Source organism: Sinorhizobium psoraleae (genome assembly GCF_013283645.1).
Lineage (GTDB): Bacteria > Pseudomonadota > Alphaproteobacteria > Rhizobiales > Rhizobiaceae > Sinorhizobium > Sinorhizobium psoraleae.
In genome coordinates, this window is record NZ_JABEKV010000001.1 from 1306729 (window position 1) to 1326580 (window position 19852).

The 19852-nt window shown below is 61.7% G+C and carries 17 protein-coding genes; 13 read left to right on the forward strand and 4 right to left on the reverse strand.

Features of this window, described 5'->3' with window-relative positions; all coding sequences use genetic code 11:
• Nucleotides 1-385: 385 nt before the first annotated feature.
• Nucleotides 386-1588 (forward strand): pyridoxal phosphate-dependent aminotransferase, encoded by a 1203-nt coding sequence (locus ILFOPFJJ_RS06040; RefSeq protein ID WP_173509621.1) that lies wholly within the window; start codon nt 386-388, stop codon nt 1586-1588.
• 120 nt (nt 1589-1708) lie between these two features.
• Here the strand turns inward: ILFOPFJJ_RS06040 and ILFOPFJJ_RS06045 are convergent, their stop codons facing one another.
• Both ILFOPFJJ_RS06045 and ILFOPFJJ_RS06050 read right to left on the reverse strand, forming a co-directional pair.
• The gene (locus tag ILFOPFJJ_RS06045) at nt 1709-2575 is read right to left on the reverse strand and encodes an NAD(P)-dependent oxidoreductase (RefSeq protein ID WP_173509622.1); all 867 of its coding nucleotides are present in this window, start codon (nt 2573-2575) and stop codon (nt 1709-1711) included.
• Between the two features lie 17 nt (nt 2576-2592).
• Complete coding sequence (locus ILFOPFJJ_RS06050; protein ID WP_173509623.1) at nt 2593-3354, reverse strand: SDR family oxidoreductase; 762 nt, start codon at nt 3352-3354, stop codon at nt 2593-2595.
• A 118-nt stretch (nt 3355-3472) separates the two neighbouring features.
• Here ILFOPFJJ_RS06050 and ILFOPFJJ_RS06055 point away from each other — a divergent pair, with 118 nt between their 5' ends.
• Nucleotides 3473-4363 carry a LysR substrate-binding domain-containing protein gene (locus ILFOPFJJ_RS06055; RefSeq protein WP_173509624.1) on the forward strand — a complete coding sequence of 297 codons (891 nt, stop codon included), beginning with the start codon at nt 3473-3475 and terminating at the stop codon, nt 4361-4363.
• Between the two features lie 67 nt (nt 4364-4430).
• Here ILFOPFJJ_RS06055 and carA read toward each other — a convergent pair whose 3' ends face one another.
• On the reverse strand, nt 4431-5636 hold the full coding sequence (gene carA, locus ILFOPFJJ_RS06060; protein ID WP_173509625.1) for a glutamine-hydrolyzing carbamoyl-phosphate synthase small subunit: 1206 nt from the start codon (nt 5634-5636) through the stop codon (nt 4431-4433).
• 326 nt (nt 5637-5962) lie between these two features.
• Between carA and ILFOPFJJ_RS06065 the strand changes: the two genes are divergently transcribed.
• From ILFOPFJJ_RS06065 to ILFOPFJJ_RS06095, 7 genes are all read left to right on the forward strand, one after another.
• Nucleotides 5963-6412 (forward strand): GatB/YqeY domain-containing protein, encoded by a 450-nt coding sequence (locus ILFOPFJJ_RS06065; protein ID WP_173509626.1) that lies wholly within the window; start codon nt 5963-5965, stop codon nt 6410-6412.
• Between the two features lie 294 nt (nt 6413-6706).
• Nucleotides 6707-8695, forward strand: a complete 1989-nt coding sequence (gene dnaG / locus ILFOPFJJ_RS06070; protein WP_173509627.1) for a DNA primase — start codon at nt 6707-6709, stop codon at nt 8693-8695.
• Between the two features lie 80 nt (nt 8696-8775).
• Nucleotides 8776-10641 carry a DNA helicase RecQ gene (gene recQ, locus ILFOPFJJ_RS06075; protein ID WP_173509628.1) on the forward strand — a complete coding sequence of 622 codons (1866 nt, stop codon included), beginning with the start codon at nt 8776-8778 and terminating at the stop codon, nt 10639-10641.
• A gap of 324 nt (nt 10642-10965) precedes the next feature.
• Entirely contained in the window at nt 10966-12153 is a 1188-nt protein-coding gene (locus tag ILFOPFJJ_RS06080) for a glycine C-acetyltransferase (RefSeq protein ID WP_173509629.1), read from the forward strand.
• Between the two features lie 31 nt (nt 12154-12184).
• Nucleotides 12185-13219: an L-threonine 3-dehydrogenase gene (gene tdh / locus ILFOPFJJ_RS06085; RefSeq protein ID WP_173509630.1), complete on the forward strand. Its 1035-nt coding sequence runs from the start codon at nt 12185-12187 to the stop codon at nt 13217-13219.
• 549 nt (nt 13220-13768) lie between these two features.
• Nucleotides 13769-15829, forward strand: coding sequence for an RNA polymerase sigma factor RpoD (rpoD, locus tag ILFOPFJJ_RS06090; RefSeq protein ID WP_173509631.1), 2061 nt, complete (start codon nt 13769-13771; stop codon nt 15827-15829).
• 381 nt (nt 15830-16210) lie between these two features.
• Nucleotides 16211-16504, forward strand: a complete 294-nt coding sequence (locus tag ILFOPFJJ_RS06095) for a GYD domain-containing protein (protein WP_173509632.1) — start codon at nt 16211-16213, stop codon at nt 16502-16504.
• A gap of 79 nt (nt 16505-16583) precedes the next feature.
• Here ILFOPFJJ_RS06095 and ILFOPFJJ_RS06100 read toward each other — a convergent pair whose 3' ends face one another.
• Nucleotides 16584-17411 carry a DUF8605 domain-containing protein gene (locus ILFOPFJJ_RS06100; protein WP_173509633.1) on the reverse strand — a complete coding sequence of 276 codons (828 nt, stop codon included), beginning with the start codon at nt 17409-17411 and terminating at the stop codon, nt 16584-16586.
• A 70-nt stretch (nt 17412-17481) separates the two neighbouring features.
• Between ILFOPFJJ_RS06100 and ILFOPFJJ_RS06105 the strand changes: the two genes are divergently transcribed.
• The 4 genes from ILFOPFJJ_RS06105 to ILFOPFJJ_RS06120 all read left to right on the forward strand — a co-directional run bounded on the left by ILFOPFJJ_RS06105 (nt 17482) and on the right by ILFOPFJJ_RS06120 (nt 19783).
• Nucleotides 17482-18051, forward strand: coding sequence for a transglycosylase SLT domain-containing protein (locus tag ILFOPFJJ_RS06105; RefSeq protein ID WP_173509634.1), 570 nt, complete (start codon nt 17482-17484; stop codon nt 18049-18051).
• 221 nt (nt 18052-18272) lie between these two features.
• Nucleotides 18273-18626, forward strand: a complete 354-nt coding sequence (locus ILFOPFJJ_RS06110) for a DUF1428 domain-containing protein (RefSeq protein WP_173509635.1) — start codon at nt 18273-18275, stop codon at nt 18624-18626.
• Nucleotides 18627-18892: 266 nt separating this feature from the next.
• On the forward strand, nt 18893-19315 hold the full coding sequence (locus tag ILFOPFJJ_RS06115; protein ID WP_173509636.1) for a secondary thiamine-phosphate synthase enzyme YjbQ: 423 nt from the start codon (nt 18893-18895) through the stop codon (nt 19313-19315).
• A 63-nt stretch (nt 19316-19378) separates the two neighbouring features.
• A complete protein-coding gene (locus ILFOPFJJ_RS06120; protein WP_173509637.1) occupies nt 19379-19783 on the forward strand; it encodes a ketosteroid isomerase-related protein in 405 nt (134 codons plus the stop codon).
• Nucleotides 19784-19852: the final 69 nt, after the last annotated feature.

Consider the following 19852-nt stretch of genomic DNA (forward strand, 5'->3'; position numbering starts at 1 on the left):
TTGCGGCGCTCTGCGACAGTTGTTGTGACCAAATTAAGGCGTTGCGGAAAAGGGCGAAACGCGCTGATTTTTTTGAGAAAATCCGGACCTAGGGCGGCATCGCCTGGTGCTCTCATTTTCACGATCGTGCGGACCGCCTGGCTGTTTTGAAAACCGGTCTCGTCAGAAGCTGTGGGTGTCGAAGGCGTGGCCTAGCGATCGATCGCCTCGATGGCATTCATGAAACTTTGTCATGGTGACGCATTTTGAGCCGTCTTGGCGGCGTTTTTCCCGCTCGAGTGCTTGCAAGACCGGGCTTCTTTCGACATAGACCTAACCGCTATGGAGCCTGACTTCCCGTTCCGTAGCGCTTCACGCTGTTTCGAAACGATCAGGACCTCACACCATGGCCTTCCTTGCCGATGCCCTTTCCCGTGTAAAGCCTTCCGCCACCATCGCCGTTTCGCAGAAAGCCCGTGAGCTGAAAGCGAAAGGCCGTGACGTCATCGGCCTCGGTGCAGGGGAGCCGGATTTCGATACGCCGGACAACATCAAGAAGGCCGCGATCGATGCGATCAACCGCGGCGAGACGAAGTACACGCCCGTTTCCGGCATCCCGGAACTGCGCGAGGCCATCGCGAAGAAGTTCAAGCGTGAGAACAATCTCGATTACACCGCGGCGCAGACGATCGTCGGCACCGGCGGAAAGCAGATTCTTTTCAACGCCTTCATGGCCACGCTCAACCCGGGAGATGAAGTCGTGATCCCGGCGCCTTACTGGGTCTCCTATCCGGAGATGGTGGCGCTTTGCGGCGGCACCCCGGTCTTCGTCTCGACGGAGCAGGAAAACAATTTCAAGCTTAAGGCCGAGGACCTTGAAAAGGCGATCACGCCGAAGACCAAGTGGTTCGTGTTCAACTCGCCGTCCAACCCTTCGGGCGCTGCCTATTCGCACGACGAACTGAAGGCGCTGACGGACGTGCTGATGAAGCATCCGCATGTCTGGGTTCTGACGGACGACATGTACGAGCACCTGACCTATGGTGACTTCAAGTTCGCAACGCCGGTCGAGGTCGAGCCCGGCCTCTACGACCGTACGCTGACGATGAACGGCGTCTCCAAGGCCTATGCCATGACCGGCTGGCGCATCGGCTATGCCGCAGGCCCGCTGCAGCTCATCAAGGCGATGGACATGATCCAGGGTCAGCAGACCTCGGGCGCGACCTCGATCGCACAGTGGGCCGCCGTCGAGGCGCTGAACGGTCAGCAGGATTTCATCCCGCGCAACAAGGAGATTTTCCAGGGCCGGCGCGATCTCGTCGTCTCGATGTTGAACCAGGCCAAGGGCATTTCCTGCCCGACGCCGGAAGGTGCCTTCTACGTCTATCCGTCTTGCGCCGGCCTCATCGGCAAGACCGCGCCGTCCGGCAAGGTCATCGAGACGGATGAGGACTTCGTGTCGGAGCTTCTGGAGGCGGAAGGCGTGGCGGTTGTCCATGGTTCGGCCTTCGGTCTCGGTCCGAACTTCCGCATCTCCTACGCGACGTCCGAGGCGCTCCTCGAAGAGGCTTGCCGGCGCATTCAGCGCTTCTGCGCCGCCTGCAGGTAACAGCAACGATCCTCGACGACGGAAAAGCCCGCCAGCACTGGCGGGCTTTGTTGTTCAGAAGTCGATTCAACGGCCTGAGAATTCGATTCACGCAACGGACCTATCGCGTTGAAAACGGATTCACTTTTGCTTCCGGATCAGTTCGACCACGCCAGAGATATCGTCGCCGCCATGACCTCGATCGACCCGAGCGGCGGCGAGCTGTCGCATGGGTTCGATGAAGTCGGGCGAAATGTGCCTCTCCTGGCTCGCTCTGACGATGTTCTCAAGAGCGATCGTCTGCATGGCGAGGTTGGAGACGACATTGCGGCTATGCAAGCCGCTGTCGATCTTCTCGGCAAGGTCGGGAAGGGTGCCGTTCATCGCTTCGAGCCAAGGCAGGAGGAGCGACAGGAAGTCGGCCACCTTGCCGCCGCTGCTTGCCACCAGCGCGCCGGCATGCAGGAAGCCTGAGAAGAGACCGTACATTGCGGAAAGCAGCGCGAGGTCATAGAGCGCCGCAAGGGCTGGGTCCTCGCCGAGCAGACGGCAGGTAGCGAGCGCGCCGAGCGCTGCCTTATGTTTTTCGAGAAGGGCACCCGAGCCACTGTAGAGGATCAAGGCACCGGCCTCGCCGATCATCGGCGGGATCGCCATGATGCCGCCGTCGAGGTAACGCGCGCCCTTTGCCTCCACCCATGCGGCGAGATTCTTCGCATCGTCGGGCGTGCCATTGGTGAGATTGACAACATCGCGGCCACGGAGCGCATCTCCCGCCGGCGCCAGAACCGCACGGGCGGCGGCGTAGTCGAGGACGCACACGATCGCAAGCTCGCTGGCCGCGACCGCCTCGGCGGGGCTCGCCGCAACAGTCGCACCGATGGCGGCCAGCGGCTCGGTCCGTGACAATGTCCGGTTCCAGATCGTGACCTCGTGGCCCTTTCGAATGAGCGTTGCCGCCAGCGCCGAACCCATCGCGCCAAGGCCGAGAACGGAAATCCTGCTCATGATCTTTCTCCCGAGTGTCAGGCTGGCGTGGACAGCTTCTGGCCAAGGCCACCGTCGACGGCGAGCTTTGCGCCGGTGGTGAAGGTGGCGTCGAAGGCCAGGAACAGCACGGCGCGCGCCACTTCGTCGGCGGTGCCGTTGCGTTTCATCGGCGTCACCGCGTCGCCGAGCGCCTTGAATTCGGCGCGTTCAGCATCCGTAAGGCCCGCGGCACCCTTTGTCGGTGTGTCGATGAAACCTGGGCTGACCGTGTTGACGCGGATGCCGCGCGGCAAAAGCTCGGCAGCGAATACGGAGGCGAAGGAGACGAGCGCCGCCTTGGTGGCGCTGTAGACGCTCATGCCCTGATACCCGCCTTCGTCGGCAACCGATGAGGTGAAGACGATGGAACCGCCGTCGCGGATCAGCGGCGCCAGCCGCTGGACAGTGAAGAACGCGCCTTTGGTGTTGATGGCGAACTGACGATCGTAGGAGGCCTCGGTTACCTTGTCGAACGCCTCAAGTTCCGAAATGCCGGCGTTGATGTGGAGAAGGTCGATCGTGCCGAGCTTCTGACCAACGGCCGCACCGAGAACCGCGATGTCGTTGAGATCGGCGATGTCAGAGCGCAGGGCGTGGACGCGCGCGCCAAACGTCTCTCTGATCGTTGCGATATTGCCTTCGTTGCGTCCGGTCAGCAGCACGTCCGCGCCGCCATCGAGCAACCGTGCGACCGTCGCCAGTCCCATGCCGTGGGTGCCGCCGATCACGGCGGCCTTTTTTCCTTGATAGATGGTCAAGATGTCTTCCTCTTGGTTTCGAATGAACGATGAGGAAGAGATGCATTTGTGGACGAACTTGTGCTAGATGGGCAGATGTGGACTTATCATCTGTGAATGTGGACGATAGATCGGGCCCATGGCGAACCTCAACGACTTCATGCTCTTCGTTCACGTTGTGGATCACGGGGGCTTCGCTCCGGCGGCTCGCGCGCTCAACGTACCGAAATCCACGCTTAGCAAGCGTGTGGCGGAACTTGAAAAAGCCCTAGGCGTTCGGCTCATCAACCGCACGTCGCGCCGTTTCTCGGTGACCGAAACGGGAGAGGATTTCTATCGTCACGCGGCGGCAATGCTCATCGAAGCGGAAGCGGCCGAAAGCGTGGTCAAGGGCAGGCTTGCCGAGCCAACCGGCACGGTCAGGATCACGGCATCCGTTCCGACGACACAGCTCTCGCTCGCACCGCTTCTGCCGCAATTGGCGGTCGCCTATCCGAAGATCCGCGTCGTGATGCATGCGACGGACCGGTTCGTCGACCTCATTCAGGAAGGCTTCGACATCGCTGTACGCGACCATTTCTCGCCACTTCCGGATTCCGGCCTTGTGCAGCGCCGTGTCGCTTCTGAAACCATTTGGCTGGTGGCGTCGCCGGCCTATCTCGATCGGCGCAGCGCACCCGAAAATCCTCAAGATCTCGAGCATCACGACGGCTTGTTGACATCGCTGGCATCGGCGGGGTGGACGTTGGAGCATGCGGACGGAACGATTGTCGCCGTGTCACCGAAGCCGCGCTTCGTGGCGGATGAATCGCATGTCCTGCGAGAGGCTGCGGTGGCGGGGCTCGGCATTACTGCGTCGCCCGGCAAGCTTTGCCGCAACGAGATCGCCCGCGGCGCGCTCGTACGCATCCTGCCGGAGTGGACTGCGGGCCGTGTGACAACGACGATCCTGATGCCGCACCGGCGCGGGCAGTTGCCGTCCGTGCGTGCCGCCGTCGATTTCATCGCGGCGCGGTTCGGCGACATTTGATGCTGCGGCAGACGTCGAAAAAATAAAGGCCCGCGGAAGCGGGCCTTTAAGAAGCGGATTGTGTTTCTCAGCGTTCGGCAAGCGCCGGTTCGCCCTTCTTCTCGCGCACGAGGTTGAGGAAGCGGCGGAAGAGATAGTGGCTGTCCTGCGGACCCGGCGAGGCTTCCGGATGGTGCTGGACCGAGAAGACGGGCTTGCCGGTCACGCGCAGGCCGCAGTTGCTGCCATCGAAAAGCGAAATGTGAGTCTCTTCAACACCTTTCGGCAGGGACTTCGAATCGACTGCGAAGCCGTGGTTCATCGAGACGATCTCGACCTTACCGGTGGTGTGATCCTTGACCGGATGGTTGGCGCCGTGGTGCCCCTGATGCATCTTCTCGGTCTTGGCGCCGAGCGCCAGCGCCAGCATCTGGTGACCCAGGCAGATGCCGAAGACCGGAATGCCGGTCTTCAGCAGGTCCTGGATCACCGGTACGGCGTATTCGCCGGTCGCGGCCGGGTCGCCTGGGCCGTTCGAGAGGAAGATGCCGTCCGGATTGAGGGCGAGCACTTCCTCGGCGCTTGACTGAGCCGGCAGAACCGTGACCCGGCAGTTGAGGCCGGCAAAGAGCCGGAGGATGTTGCGCTTGACGCCATAGTCGAGGGCCACGACGTGATAGGCGGCGTCGGTTTCGCTGAGCGTCGAAAAGCCCCCGTCCCAGACCCAGGGCTTTTCGTTCCAGCGGTAGGACTGACCGGAGGTCGCGACCTTGGCGAGGTCGAGGCCTTCAAGGCCGCTCCAGGCCTTGGCCTCGGCCTTCAACGCATCGACGTCGAAGACGCCGGCGGGGTCGTGGGCGATGACTGCGTTCGGCATGCCGTTTTCGCGGATCCAGGCGGTCAGAGCGCGCGTGTCGATGCCGCAGAGGCCGATGATGCCGCGCGCCTTCAGCCAGGCGTCGAGGTGCTTGGCGGCGCGGTAGTTCGACGGTTCGGTGATGTCGGCCTTGAAGATCACGCCGACGGCACCGTGGCGGGCGGCGGGCGTCAGGTCTTCGATATCCTCGTCATTGGTGCCGATGTTGCCGATATGCGGGAAAGTGAAGGTGACGATCTGGCCGAGATAGGAAGGGTCCGTCAGGATCTCCTGGTATCCGGTCAGCGCCGTGTTGAAACAGACTTCGGCCTGAACCTTGCCGGTCGCGCCGATGCCCTTGCCTTCAATCACGGTACCATCGGCCAGAACGAGAAGGGCGGTGGGTTTTTGAGTTGTCCATGCGGGTGTCGCGGTCATCGTTCCTATCCCGTTGCGGCGGAAAACGCGGCTTGAAAGCCGGTCGGTTCATCGCCATTTCAAATGCATGCGGCATGGCGCGCGGGAACCCCGCGAGAAAAGGTTTCATGCCGATGTCGTGCAGGTGCCGGAAAATAGCCAAAGGCGTCGATCGGGTCAACCGGCCGCCTTGAATTGTGAGGAAATAAAATTCCTTATAATTCAATTGGTTGCGTAATCCGTTTGATTGTACCTGCCGCACTGGTTTAAGACGACGACAACAACGACGTAATCGAGCCGGTTCCGGGCACAAGCACCGCGGGCCGGTTTCGACATGGAGTAAAGACATGCGCGACCAACTCGCGAACGCATTGAAAGACGCACTCAAAGCTAAGGACACGCGGCGCACATCGACCGTCCGGTTGATCCAGGCGGCGATCAAGGATCGTGACATTGCCAATCGCGGCCAGGGCAAGGACCCGGTCGGCGATGACGAGATTATGCAGATCCTTGCCAAGATGATCAAACAGCGCGAAGAATCCGCCCGCATTTATGACGAGGGCGGACGCCCCGAGCTCGCGGAGCAGGAACGCCAGGAAATTGCTGTCATCAATCAGTTCCTGCCCGAACAGCTTTCCGAGGACAAGGTGAAGCAGGCCTGCGCCGCCGTCGTCCAGGAGACGGGCGCCCACGGCCTTCGGGACATGGGCAAGTGCATGAACGCGCTGAAGGAGCGCTATCCCGGCCAGATGGATTTCGCCAAGGCGTCCGGCCTCGTCAAAGAACTGCTCAAGTAAGCTTCGGTCCGCTCGACCTCGTCGGGCGGACTGCTGTTGCATTCTGTGTCAGAAACGTTTCGCGGCGGTGCCGATCGGCGCGATTCCTTGGCAAGCCCGCCTCACTGACCTGTGAATAGCGGGCAAGGCGGGCTGCGGCTGTGGCATCCTGTGGCCGTGCTGCTTATATGGAAATCGGCCAGAGTGGGACGGGTGAGCTGTTTTCCGCCCCCATCCCCTCTAACTCTTGAAGAGTCGATTACGTTATGACTTTGGATCGAATCGACCCAAGATCATCGTGATCCAGGGGAATCCATGCGCCTTTCACCGTCCTTCCTTGACGAGATACGCGATCGCGTTCCGATTTCGGACGTGATCGGCAAGCGTGTCACCTGGGATCGGCGCAAGACCAATGTTTCGCGTGGCGACTACTGGGCCTGCTGCCCGTTCCATGGTGAAAAGTCGCCGAGCTTCCACTGTGAGGACCGGAAGGGCCGCTATCATTGCTTCGGCTGCGGCGTTTCCGGCGACCATTTCCGTTTCCTGACCGACCTTGAAGGACTGAGCTTCCCCGAAGCCGTGCAGCAGATCGCTGATATGGCCGGTGTCGCCATGCCGCAACCCGATCCCCAGGCCGAGCGGCGCGAAAAGGAGCGCACCAGCCTGCTCGATGTCATGGAAATGGCGACGCAGTTCTTCCAGGACCAGCTCCAGACGGCGAACGGCGCGAAGGCGCGGGCCTATCTGCGCGAGCGGGGGCTGACCGGCCGTACCATCGAGACCTTTCGCCTGGGCTTCGCGCCCGACAGCCGCAACGCGCTGAAGGAATTTCTCGCCGGCAAGGGTGTCGGCAAGGAGCAGATCGAGGCCTGCGGCCTGGTGGTCCATGGACCCGACGTGCCGGTCTCCTACGATCGCTTCCGCGACCGCATCATGTTTCCGATCCTTTCGGCACGCGAGAAGGTAATCGCCTTCGGCGGCCGCGCCATGTCGCCCGACGCTCCGGCCAAATATCTGAACTCGAACGAGACCGAGCTCTTCCACAAGGGCAATGTGCTCTTCAATTTCGCGCGCGCCAGGCGGGCTTCGCAGGGGGCGGACGGGGCGGGAACGATCATCGCCGTCGAGGGCTATATGGACGTGATCGCGCTTCATCAGGTAGGCATCGAGAATGCCGTTGCGCCGCTCGGAACCGCGCTCACCGGTAATCAGCTCGATCTTCTCTGGAAGATGACGCCGCAGCCGGTGCTCTGCTTCGACGGCGACGGCGCGGGCATTCGTGCCGCCAATCGCGCCGTCGATCTGGCGCTGCCGCATCTGAAGCCCGGACGGTCCGTCCGCTTCGCCATGCTGCCGGACGGCAAGGACCCGGACGACCTGGTGCGCCATGACGGGCGCGAGCCTTTCGACAAGGTGCTTGGCAATGCCCGCTCGCTTGCGGAGATGGTGTGGCTGCGCGAGATCCAGGGCGGCGCGTTCGACACGCCGGAAAAACGTGCCGAACTCGAAGCACGGCTGAGGCAGGTGACGTCCGTCGTCGTCGACGAAAGCGTGCGCCGGCACTATGGCCAGGATATGCGCGATCGGCTGCATGCCTTTCTGCAGGGCAGTGCGCCGTTCAAGTACGAACGGCGGCAGTTCGAGCGGGGCGGACGCCAGGGTGGCAGAAGGACAGCGGCTCCCGATCCTGTTATGGGCGCCGTCGTCGAGGCCGGCACTGCCGCCAGTTCGAAGCTTAACCAGTTGTTGAAGGCGGATCGCTCGGTTCGACCGCCAGTATTGCGCGAAAGCGTGTTGGCGCTCACCATCGTCAACCATCCGCAATTGCTCTTCGATGAGTACGACGAGATCTCGACCATCGAGTTCGACCACCACGATCTGCAGCGCTGCTGGGCGGCGGTGCTGAATGCCGCAGCAGCAAACGGGCCGCGACTGACGCGGGAAACCCTCATTGAGCAACTGGAGGCGGAGGGTTTTGGGACGCTGATCGGCGGGCTCGACCAGCAGGTCCGTTTTACGCGCCTCTGGACTGCGACGACCGCGGCGGCGCCGGAAGATGCGCGCGAAGGCTACCTTCAGGCGCTTGCCCTGCACCGGCGCAGCAAAGCGCTCCATTGGCAACGTCGCGAACTGGAGCGTGAATTGGCTCATGCCACCGAGGAGGGGGATATGGAAGTGGTGCCGCAACTCCTGCGCACGCTCCAGGAGGTCCAGCTCGAAGTGACGCGGCTTGAGAACCAGGAAGCCATCATCGAAGGCTTCGGCGTGCTTTCCGGCCGGGTGAAGGGTCCGGCGGCGCGGTAGAGCTTTTCTTCTCGCAAACGCGGGCGATTTGCGTCCCACCTGACCAAACCCCATACTCAGCGCCTGACGAAAGCGATTCCATGCCTCACCGCCACGACACCACCTCCGCACGCCTCTTCGAAAGCGAAGGCGTCGCCAATCCTCTTGATGTCTTGAAGCGCGTCTACGGTTACTCCGCTTTCCGCGGCAAACAGCAGGATGTGGTCGAGCATATGGTTGCGGGCGGTGATGCTGTGGTGCTCTTCCCGACGGGGGCGGGCAAATCGGTCTGCTTCCAGATTCCGGCGCATTGCCGCCGCGGTGTCGGCATCGTCGTCTCGCCGTTGATCGCCTTGATGCGCGACCAGGTCGAGGCGCTGAAGCAGCTCGGCATTCGTGCTGCCGCGCTCAATTCCTCTCTGACGCGCGACGAGGCGATCGCGGTGCGGCGCGCACTTTCGACAGGCGCGTTGGACCTGCTTTACGTGACGCCGGAGCGCGCCGTCACCGATGGTTTCGCCGAGATGATCGGTGATATGGAGATCGCGCTCTTCGCGATCGATGAAGCGCACTGCGTCTCGCAATGGGGACACGACTTCCGGCCGGAATATCGGGGCCTTGACTGTCTCTCATCGCGCTTTCCCGGCGTGCCGCGGATCGCGCTTACCGCCACCGCAGATCCGCATACGCGCGACGACATCGTCGAGCGATTGGCGCTCACCGGAGCGAGGGTCTTCACGACCAGCTTCGACCGGCCGAACATTGCCTACGAGATCGTCGAGCGCGACCAGCCGCGCCAGCAGTTGCTCCGTTTTCTCTCCCGCTTCAAGGGCTCGAGCGGCATTGTCTATTGCCTATCACGCGCCAAGGTCGAGGACACGGCGGAATGGCTGAACGCACAAGGCGTGCGCGCGCTTCCCTATCATGCCGGCATGGACCGCACTCTGCGCGACGCCCATCAGGATGCCTTTCTGAAGGAAGAGGATCTTTGCCTGGTCGCGACGGTCGCTTTCGGCATGGGCATCGACAAGCCGGATGTGCGCTATGTCGCTCATCTCGATCTGCCGGGCTCGGTCGAGGCTTATTACCAGGAGACCGGACGGGCGGGTCGTGACGGGCTGCCGTCCGAGGTCTGGATGGCCTACGGCATGGCCGACGTCATCCAGCGCCGGAGGATGATCGACGAGGGTGGTGCGGCAGAGGAGATCAAGCGCATCGAGCGGTCGAAGCTCAATGCGCTGCTTGCGATCTGCGAGACGGCAGGTTGCCGGCGGCAGGCGATCCTTGCGCATTTCGGCGAGGTGCACCCCGGCCGCTGCGGCCACTGCGACACCTGCCTGAAGCCGGTCGAGACCTGGGATGGTACCGAGGCCGCGATCAAGGCCCTTGCCGCCGTCTATCGGACCGGCGAGCGTTTCGGCGCGGGCCACGTCATCGATGTGCTCATGGGAACGACCAACGAGAAGACTGAGCGCTTCGGCCACGTCGATATGCCGGTCTTCGGAGCGGGCAAGGATCTGCCGGCACGCACGTGGCAGTCCGTGTTCCGGCAGTTGCTCGCCGCAGGCCTCGTCAGGGTCGATCAATCCGCCTTCGGGGCGATCCAGCTCGAGCCGGAGGCGCGCGCAGTGTTCAAACGCGAGCGCCAGGTGTTCTTCCGCAAAGACAGGCCGACCTCGGGCAAGGCCGCCCGAGCGGCGAAGTCCGGTGCGCGGCGCGAGAGAGCCGATCTCGCCGGCTCCGATCTCGAGCTTTTCGAACGCCTGCGCGCCGAGCGGTTCTCGATCGCCAAGGAATTGAACGTGCCGCCCTATGTCGTCTTCCCGGACACGACCTTGATCGCGCTCGCCAAGCAGCGTCCGCGCGACTTCGACGATCTCCTCGATATTCCCGGCATCGGCGAGAGCAAGCGCGAACGCTACGGCGAGGCATTCCTGGCCGTCATCGACGGCTATCTCGACGGATAGGCAGCCTCGGACGATGCCGCCCGCACTGCATCTCGCGAATGAAAATGTCGCCTGAGGCGCTCCGCCGGACAGAAAGTATCCGCAGGCGGCTCCCTGCGTGAAAGCCCCTGTCGTTTTCATCGATCTCTGCGTTCCGGCCTTCCTGAGGCGTTGGAAATTGCTGCAGGAGACGGCCCGCCGTGCTAGTCGTCTAGCGTTCCGAAGTTCGAAATCGACCTTCGTCAGAGCCGGTGCGCAGATCCAGGAGCGAGGGTGACCGCAGCATGTGCGAAAGGCGCGGTGCCTTGGCTTGAAACGTCCTTCTTACAGCGAGAGTGGCCAACCATGACCTCAGCCTTTCTGTCCCATCTTCGTTCTGAACTCGAAGGCCTGAAATCGGCCGGCCTCTATAAATCCGAGCGCGTCATCACCTCGAAGCAGGCGGGTGAAATCGAGGTGGCGTCCGGCGATCGCGTGCTGAACTTCTGCGCCAACAACTATCTCGGCCTTGCCGACAACGAAGAGCTTGCCACGGCCGGCAAGCAGGCGCTCGATCGCTACGGCTACGGCATGGCCTCCGTGCGCTTCATCTGCGGTACGCAGGAGGAGCACAAGCAGCTCGAAGCGCGCATCTCCTCTTTCCTCGGAATGGAAGATACGATTCTTTATTCCTCCTGCTTCGATGCCAATGGCGGCCTGTTCGAGACATTGCTTGGCGAGGAAGACGCGGTCATCTCAGATGCGCTGAACCATGCCTCGATCATCGACGGCGTACGCCTCTCCAAGGCGAAGCGCTTTCGTTACGCCAACAACGACATGGCGGCGCTCGAGGAGGAGTTGAAGAAGGCCGAAGGCAGTCGCTTCAAGCTGATCGCCACCGATGGTGTCTTCTCGATGGACGGCATCATCGCCAACCTTGAGGGCGTGTGCGACCTCGCCGAGAAATACGATGCGATGGTCATGGTCGATGACAGCCATGCGGTCGGTTTCGTCGGCAGGCACGGACGCGGCTCCGCCGAGCATTGCGGCGTCGAGGGCAGGGTCGATATCATCACCGGCACGCTCGGCAAGGCCCTCGGCGGTGCCTCGGGCGGCTACACCTCGGCCAAGGCCGAAATCGTCGATTGGCTGCGGCAGCGCTCGCGTCCCTATCTTTTCTCCAACACGCTGGCCCCCGTCATCGCCGCCGCCTCGCTCAAGGTCTTCGATCTGATCGAGAACGGCGATAAGCTGCGCGAAAGGCTTTATGCGAACGCGGCGCTTTTCCGCGCGGAGATGTCGAAGCTCGGCTTCACGCTTGCCGGCGAAGGACACCCGATCATTCCCGTCATGCTCGGTGACGCCACGCTTGCCCAGGAGATGGCCGCCCGGATGCTTCAGAAGGGCGTTTATGTCATCGGCTTCTCCTTCCCGGTGGTGCCGCGGGGCCAGGCGCGGATCCGGACCCAGATGTCGGCCGCCCACAGCGAGCAGGATGTCCGGCGTGCGATCGCGGTCTTCGAAGAGGTCGGTCGCGATCTCGGCGTGATTTGACGAGTTAGGGTGAGGGGCGGAGGATCTTGCGATGACGAACATGATGAAGGCGCTGGTCAAGACGAGGCCGGAAGTCGGGCTCTGGATGGAGCGGGTGCCGGTGCCGGAAGTGGGCCCCAACGATGTGTTGATCCGGGTGAAGAAGTCGGCGATCTGCGGCACCGACGTTCATATCTGGAACTGGGATCAATGGGCGCAGAAGACGATTCCCGTGCCGATGGTCGTCGGCCATGAGTTCATGGGCGAAATCGCGGAGGTCGGCTCCGCCGTCACCAAGCATCATGTGGGCGAACGCGTATCGGGCGAAGGCCACATCGTTTGCGGCAAGTGCCGCAACTGCCGGGCGGGCAGGGGCCATCTCTGCCGCAATACGCTTGGAGTTGGCGTTAATCGTCCGGGCTCGTTCGGCGAGTTCGTCTGCATCCCTGAATATAATGTCGTCTCGATCCCGGACGACGTGCCGGACGAGATCGCCGCGATCTTCGATCCCTTCGGCAATGCCGTGCACACGGCGCTTTCCTTCGATCTCGTCGGCGAGGACGTGCTCGTCACCGGAGCGGGGCCGATCGGCATCATGGGTGCCATGGTTGCCAAGCGGTCTGGCGCACGCAAGGTGGTGATCACCGACATCAACCCGACGCGCCTCGAGCTCGCCCGCAAGGTCGGCATCGACCATGTCGTCGATGCCTCCAAGGAAAACCTCGCCGATGTGATGCGATCGATCGGCATGACCGAGGGCTTCGATGTCGGTCTTGAAATGTCGGGCGCGGCGCCGGCGTTCCGCGACATGATCGACAAGATGAACAACGGCGGCAAGATCGCCATCCTCGGCATTGCACCGGCCGGCTTCGAGATCGACTGGAACAAGGTCATCTTCAAGATGCTCAACCTGAAGGGCATCTACGGCCGCGAGATGTTCGAGACGTGGTACAAGATGATCGCCTTCGTCCAAGGCGGGCTGGATCTCTCGCCGGTCATCACCCACCGGATCGGCATCGACGATTTTCGCGAGGGGTTCGAGGCGATGCGCTCCGGAAATTCCGGCAAGGTGGTGATGGACTGGTAGAGAACGCGAACGAGGATTGGTGCGGCGGCTGGTCAGTCTGCTAGCCCGAACTGGGATCTCAATCTCCCGGTAAAGGGGCGCCGTGACCCGTCCAGCGGTAATGGTCTCGCGACTCTCGGAGGAGAATTATGCCGTGACATCGATCTCCGTGACCAGCGAAGCGCCGCGACCCTTGTCTTTTTAAAGGCCGCTCCTACATGTTGAGCGAAAGCTGATAAACAGCGCAAAAACCCGCGAAGAAGCGTTTTTTGCCGATTTACGCGGTTTTTCACCGGAAATGCTTGACGGGATCAAAAATTCTGGGAATCACCATTTCAGCAGAAATGGCGACACGGTACGGCGGATAGGAAAATCATGCCTGAGACGTTTCAGTGGCAGGGCTGTCGAAGCTTGCCGCTCAACCGCGATCGCTGTCGTGGTTAATCAGGAATTAAACATCATCCCGTTACGTCAGGGGAAATGATTCGGTGGCGGGTGCGCGGCGCCCGAACCACGAAGCGGCATTGGCACCAGGCGCACGCTGGTTGCGACAAGGAAAGCGACGAATAAATGGCAACTAAAGTCAAAGAAAACGAAGAAGCAGACGTTGAACGCGAAGGCGCTCCGGACGGCCCGCTTCTCGACCTTTCCGACGACGCTGTCAAGAAGATGATCAAGGCCGCCAAGAAGCGCGGCTACGTGACGATGGACGAACTGAATTCGGTCCTGCCGTCCGAGGAAGTCACCTCCGAGCAGATCGAAGACACGATGGCCATGCTCTCCGACATGGGCATCAATGTCATCGAGGATGAGGAAGCCGAGGAAGCTGCCGGTGGCGGCGACGACGAAGACGGCGGTGACGACGGCGACAGCGAAGGCGGTGAACTGACCACCTCCACCGGTACCGCGCTTGCGACCGGCAAGAAGAAAGAACCCACCGATCGCACCGACGATCCGGTGCGCATGTACCTGCGCGAGATGGGCTCGGTCGAACTTCTCTCCCGTGAAGGCGAAATTGCGATCGCCAAGCGCATCGAGGCTGGTCGCGAAACGATGATCGCGGGTCTCTGTGAGAGCCCGCTTACCTTCCAGGCACTCATCATCTGGCGCGATGAACTGAACGAAGGCCAGACGCTTCTGCGCGAGATCATCGATCTCGAGACCACCTATTCCGGTCCGGAAGCGAAGGCTGCCCCGCAGTTCCAGAGCCCGGAAAAGATCGAGGCTGACCGCAAGGCGGCCGAAGAGAAGGAAAAGGTGCGCAAGACGCGCGCAGCCGCAGCCAATGACGACGACATCACCAATGTCGGCGGCGATGGCCAGCCACCGGAGGAAGAAGAAGAGGACGATGATGAATCGAACCTCTCGCTCGCCGCGATGGAAGCGGAACTGCGCCCGCAGGTGATGGAAACGCTCGACATCATCGCCGAGACCTACAAGAAGCTCCGCAAGCTGCAGGACCAGCAGGTCGAGGCGCGCCTTGCCGCCACCGGCACCCTGTCGCCGGCGCAGGAGCGCCGTTACAAGGAACTGAAGGACGAGCTGATCAAGGCGGTGAAGTCGCTGTCGCTCAACCAGAACCGCATCGATGCGCTGGTCGAACAACTCTACGACATTTCCAAGCGCCTGATGCAGAACGAAGGCCGACTGCTGCGCCTTGCCGAATCCTACGGTGTCAAGCGCGACTCCTTCCTGGAACAGTATTCGGGCGCCGAGCTCGATCCGAACTGGATGAAGTCGATCAGCAATCTCGCCGGCAAGGGCTGGAAGGAGTTTGCAAGGGCCGAGAACCAGACGATCCGGGATATCCGCCAGGAGATCCAGAATCTTGCGACCGAAACCGGCATATCCATCGCCGAGTTCCGCCGCATCGTTTCCATGGTCCAGAAGGGCGAGCGCGAAGCGCGCATCGCCAAGAAGGAGATGGTCGAGGCCAACCTGCGTCTCGTTATTTCGATCGCCAAGAAGTACACGAACCGCGGCCTGCAGTTCCTGGATCTCATTCAGGAAGGCAATATCGGCCTGATGAAGGCGGTCGACAAGTTCGAGTACCGCCGCGGATACAAGTTCTCGACCTATGCCACCTGGTGGATCCGGCAGGCGATCACCCGCTCAATCGCCGACCAGGCCCGCACGATCCGCATTCCGGTGCACATGATCGAGACGATCAACAAGATCGTTCGTACCTCGCGCCAGATGCTGCACGAAATCGGCCGTGAGCCGACGCCGGAGGAACTGGCCGAAAAGCTCGCCATGCCGCTCGAGAAGGTGCGCAAGGTGCTGAAGATCGCCAAGGAGCCGATCTCGCTCGAAACACCGGTCGGTGACGAGGAAGATTCACACCTCGGCGATTTCATCGAGGACAAGAACGCGCTGTTGCCGATCGACGCCGCCATCCAGGCGAACCTGCGTGAAACGACGACCCGCGTTCTCGCTTCGCTGACGCCGCGCGAGGAACGTGTTCTGCGCATGCGCTTCGGCATCGGCATGAACACGGACCACACGCTCGAAGAAGTCGGCCAGCAGTTCTCGGTCACCCGCGAACGTATCCGCCAGATCGAAGCGAAGGCGTTGAGGAAACTCAAGCATCCGAGCCGTTCGCGCAAGCTGCGCTCGTTCCTCGATAGCTAAACTGAGCGCTGTAGAGACGTCGAAAAAGCCGGGCCTTGCGCCCGGCTTTTTTATGCCGTCCGCTTTTCCAATTTGCGCCGAACCCTGCGCCGCCTGTCGCGCTTGTTCGCCCATGACCGCGGGATTATACTTCACAGCTTGCAGCGAGCCCGGGCCGCAGCGACACCGCGCCTTGGGCGAATCGAGAGTGCCGCGCGATCAACGCAGAGGCACTCCAGAGCGTTTCACCGTTCATCGATACAGTGAAACGCGCATTTTTTGAAATGACGCAATTCCGGACGGAAGGCGTTACACACTTTTCCTGGAATTGCTCAAGTCCTTTGAATCCAGAGCATTTATCCGCTTTCATCCGAAAGCGGGATGCTCTGCGGGAGGTGTGAGATGACCACTTATGTCGTGCTTCTCAATTGGACCGAGCAGGGTATCAAGAACGTACGTGAGTCCCCGAAGCGGCTGGATGCCGCCAGGAATGTGCTCACCGAAATGGGCGGATCCTTCAAGGACTTCTACCTGACGATGGGTGAATACGACATGGTCGCAATCTGCGAAGCACCTGATGACGCGGTCGCTGCGCGGTTTGCTTTAACGCTCGGCATGAACGGCAATGTGCGCACCCGCACATTGAAGGCATTTCCGGAAGCGGCCTATCGGGAACTCATCGCTACGCTCGGCTAAAGCATGGCCGGTCGACGGCCCGGTGATTTCCATCGCTGAGACTGACTGGCACGCCGCCGGCGCGAAGGCTTGGTCTGCGTCAAGGCTCGCCGTTACCTGACAGAACCTGCGCCGTCCCGCGGATCGCATTGCGAAAGGCGTCGTCGAAGCTGACGCCGCGGACCTGCCACCGGTGCGTCTTCCCGGCGCTCACGAGTTGCCAGTCGGCTATCCAGCCGAGCGCCTTGTCGCTCCAGGAAATCGTGCCCACGAGCGCGACATCGCCGCCGATCTTCTTTGCGAGCCGTTCCAGTTGCGCAGCTTCTTCGGCCGACAGGACGTCGAGGCCGAGCTTTTCCGCGGCAAGCGTTTTGCGGGCCGGCAGCCTTGCTTCAAGTGCGAGAGGCACAGTCGCGGCGGCGAGCGACTCGGCCATATAGGGGCTTTCGTCGCCATCGCTGGTCAACATGAAGCTGCGTTTCTGGTCATGGACGGCGAGGAAGACGGCAATCCGTGGCCGCGGCTGAAGCCAGGGCCCTGATCCGAGCGTATCGAGCAGGTGGTCGATCGTTGCCGGTTCGTATCGGCAGGTCAGGTCGTGCGGCCGGTCGTGCGTGCCCTGTTCGTCGTGGATCGGAATGCCCTCGAGCCGATCCCGATAGGCAAAGGACGCGACGAAGCTGCCGGCGCGTTCGATGAGCGGTGAGAGCGCGGGCAAGGCGAGCACACGCTGGTCGCCGGAGACCTTGACGAGGACTTCGCCAAGGCATTCGCGAAAACCGATTTGCCGATTTTCCTCGCCGGTGCCGGTGACGATCGCGTCGCTCGTATAGAGATCCCGCGTGTTGCCGGCCCACGCTCGCTCCGGAGAGATTACGCCGGCAAGCATGACGAGAAATGGCAGGACGGCTGTCATTCTGGCGGTCATTCAACTTCGCCTCAAAACCGATCCTTAACATTTACGCTTTATCAATCTCTCGCAAACGAGAGGTTCCGCGATGCGTTGCGTTTTTGTCGTCGTCCTCCTGTTGCTGGCCGGCTGCGGAACGGTGCCGAGGGACACCCGGAACGCCTGTGCGGTTTTCGAGCAGCGAGATGGTCTTTTCAACAGTTGGCGTCGGGCCGCCTATGCGGCGGAACGCGAATATGGCGTGCCCGTGCCCGTGCTGATGGCGACGATCTACACGGAGTCCGGATTCCGACACAATGCAAGGCCGCCGCGCACCAAGCTCTTCGGCTTCATTCCGTGGACGCGCGTCTCGACCGCCTATGGATATTCGCAGGCGCTCGATGGCACCTGGGCCCGCTACCAGGCCGAAACCGGGCGCTGGATGGCGCGCCGGACGGATTTCGCCGACGCGATCCGCTTCATCGCCTGGTACCACAATCAAAGCCATCAGAGGAACGGCATCGCGCTCAACGATCCCTACCGGCTCTACATTGCCTACTATCACGGTCATGGCGGTTACGCGCGGGGCAACTGGAGCGCAACGGCGCAGGCAGGCGCGAAGCGCGCGGCCAGTGTGGCGGCGATCTATGCGGGGCAACTGCGCGGCTGTGGTTCGTGACCGCAGCACCGCGCGTCTTTCCAGACACAAGCCGCTACGCTGGACGAATGGAAGCGGGCGTTCCGAGAACGCAATCGTCGCATTCTGCTCCGTTCGCACATGGACGCCAGCGAAAGCGGTCTCGCCTCCGGCCGAAGATCACGAAAAATCATCATACCCTGTCGGAACCTTTCCGCTTCGATCGTCCTTTGCCTGTCCAGCCAAAACAGGAGGAGATACAAATGCCCTATGTCGATGGTTTTCTCATCGCCGTGCCGAAGGCGAAGGTCGAGGAATATAAGGCGCTCGCGCGCCGGGCGGGCGACGTCTGGAAAGAACACGGGGCGCTCAGCTACGTCGAGTGCCTGGCGGACGACGTACCCTATGGCGAATTGACGTCCTTTCCGCGCGCGGTGCAGGCAAAGGACGACGAGACGGTGGTCTTCTCCTGGGTCCTTTACGGGTCGCGCCAGGATCGCGATGCGATCGTCGCCAAGGTTATGGCCGATCCGCGGCTTCAAGGTGACGAGTGGAAGTCCATCTTCGATGGCAAGCGCATGATTTATGGAGGCTTCCAACCGTTTCTGCAGCTATAGCAGGACAGGAGCCTGCAGCGCCGCGCGTCTAATCAGACGCGCAAAGGACGCTCCTGGAGCGTTTTGCTGCATGTTGCTCCTTAAATCGCTACGATCCAACGAGACATGCAGGAGCGTTCGCCGGCTGCGCCGGCAACGCTCGGTCCTGACACTCTGCTCGTTCCTCAATGAGCGGCGGCGAATTTTGAATTGTCGGATATCCTTCCTAAATTGATTCCTTCAAGGACGTGTTCCTTCGTCGCCGCCAGTGAACGAGAAAAGCCGCAATGCCGCAGACAGCCATCACCATCGCCACCCGTGGCCAGGGACTATACGAGTTCACCGATGCGGCGGCCGATTTCGTGCGGAAGTCAGGCGTCGCGGAGGGACTTCTCACCGTGTTCGTCCGTCATACGTCCGCGTCCCTGCTCATCCAGGAGAATGCTGATCCGGATGTGAAACGCGACCTCGATGAATTCTTCCGTCGTCTGGTGCCGCCGTCCTCTGATCCCTCCATGCGCTGGATCGTCCACACCCAGGAGGGACCTGACGACATGCCGGCGCACATCAAGGCAGCGCTCACGCAGGTCTCGATCGGTATCCCGGTAACCGACGCGCGCATGGTGCTTGGCACCTGGCAGGGCCTGTACCTCTTCGAGCATCGTGACCGCCCGCACCAGCGTGAAGTCGTCCTGCATCTTGGCGCGTGAATCTCTGCTCCGGACGGAAATTCAGCGGTACAGTGAGTGATCATTAAGCTTCAGGGGGAGATGATGACAGACGCCCAGACCATCGCCAGCCGTTTCATCGAGGCCGTCAACGACCACGATTTCGATGCGCTTTCGCGCCTCGTCGATGAGGACATCGCGCTCGATTCGCTTACCGGTCAGCGTACCCTCGGCGTCGATCCTCTACGGGCCTGGATCATGAATTATCTGCGCCACTTCGACGAAACGTTCAACGACGTTGTGCTGATGCACGATGCCTTCGGTCAGCGGGTCGCCGCCGACATGACCGCCCGCGGCACCTATCGCGAGACCATGTCGGGCTTCCCCGAGGCCTCGGGCCAGAGCTATTCCATTCCGAGCGTTTTCATCTTCGAAATCGAGGATGGCGCCATCACCCGCCTCAGCCACTACCGCAATCTCCGCATCTTCGAACGGGAACTGGCGGGTTGAGCGGTTCTCCGCGCGTAACCTTTTGAACCTCTATGGTAATTTTCTCCGGCATCGGGGCGGCGCGCCAGG

Coding starts and splice junctions, on each gene's coding strand:
- ILFOPFJJ_RS06100 (WP_173509633.1), bottom strand. CDS start 17,411: ATGACCGCCAGAATGACAGCCGTCCTGCCATTTCTCGTCATGCTTGCC.
- ILFOPFJJ_RS06110 (WP_173509635.1), top strand. CDS start 18,273: ATGCCCTATGTCGATGGTTTTCTCATCGCCGTGCCGAAGGCGAAGGTC.
- carA (WP_173509625.1), bottom strand. CDS start 5,636: ATGACCGCGACACCCGCATGGACAACTCAAAAACCCACCGCCCTTCTC.
- ILFOPFJJ_RS06040 (WP_173509621.1), top strand. CDS start 386: ATGGCCTTCCTTGCCGATGCCCTTTCCCGTGTAAAGCCTTCCGCCACC.
- dnaG (WP_173509627.1), top strand. CDS start 6,707: ATGCGCCTTTCACCGTCCTTCCTTGACGAGATACGCGATCGCGTTCCG.
- ILFOPFJJ_RS06115 (WP_173509636.1), top strand. CDS start 18,893: ATGCCGCAGACAGCCATCACCATCGCCACCCGTGGCCAGGGACTATAC.
- ILFOPFJJ_RS06095 (WP_173509632.1), top strand. CDS start 16,211: ATGACCACTTATGTCGTGCTTCTCAATTGGACCGAGCAGGGTATCAAG.
- ILFOPFJJ_RS06065 (WP_173509626.1), top strand. CDS start 5,963: ATGCGCGACCAACTCGCGAACGCATTGAAAGACGCACTCAAAGCTAAG.
- ILFOPFJJ_RS06080 (WP_173509629.1), top strand. CDS start 10,966: ATGACCTCAGCCTTTCTGTCCCATCTTCGTTCTGAACTCGAAGGCCTG.
- ILFOPFJJ_RS06120 (WP_173509637.1), top strand. CDS start 19,379: ATGACAGACGCCCAGACCATCGCCAGCCGTTTCATCGAGGCCGTCAAC.
- tdh (WP_173509630.1), top strand. CDS start 12,185: ATGACGAACATGATGAAGGCGCTGGTCAAGACGAGGCCGGAAGTCGGG.
- ILFOPFJJ_RS06105 (WP_173509634.1), top strand. CDS start 17,482: ATGCGTTGCGTTTTTGTCGTCGTCCTCCTGTTGCTGGCCGGCTGCGGA.
- ILFOPFJJ_RS06055 (WP_173509624.1), top strand. CDS start 3,473: ATGGCGAACCTCAACGACTTCATGCTCTTCGTTCACGTTGTGGATCAC.
- rpoD (WP_173509631.1), top strand. CDS start 13,769: ATGGCAACTAAAGTCAAAGAAAACGAAGAAGCAGACGTTGAACGCGAA.
- ILFOPFJJ_RS06045 (WP_173509622.1), bottom strand. CDS start 2,575: ATGAGCAGGATTTCCGTTCTCGGCCTTGGCGCGATGGGTTCGGCGCTG.
- recQ (WP_173509628.1), top strand. CDS start 8,776: ATGCCTCACCGCCACGACACCACCTCCGCACGCCTCTTCGAAAGCGAA.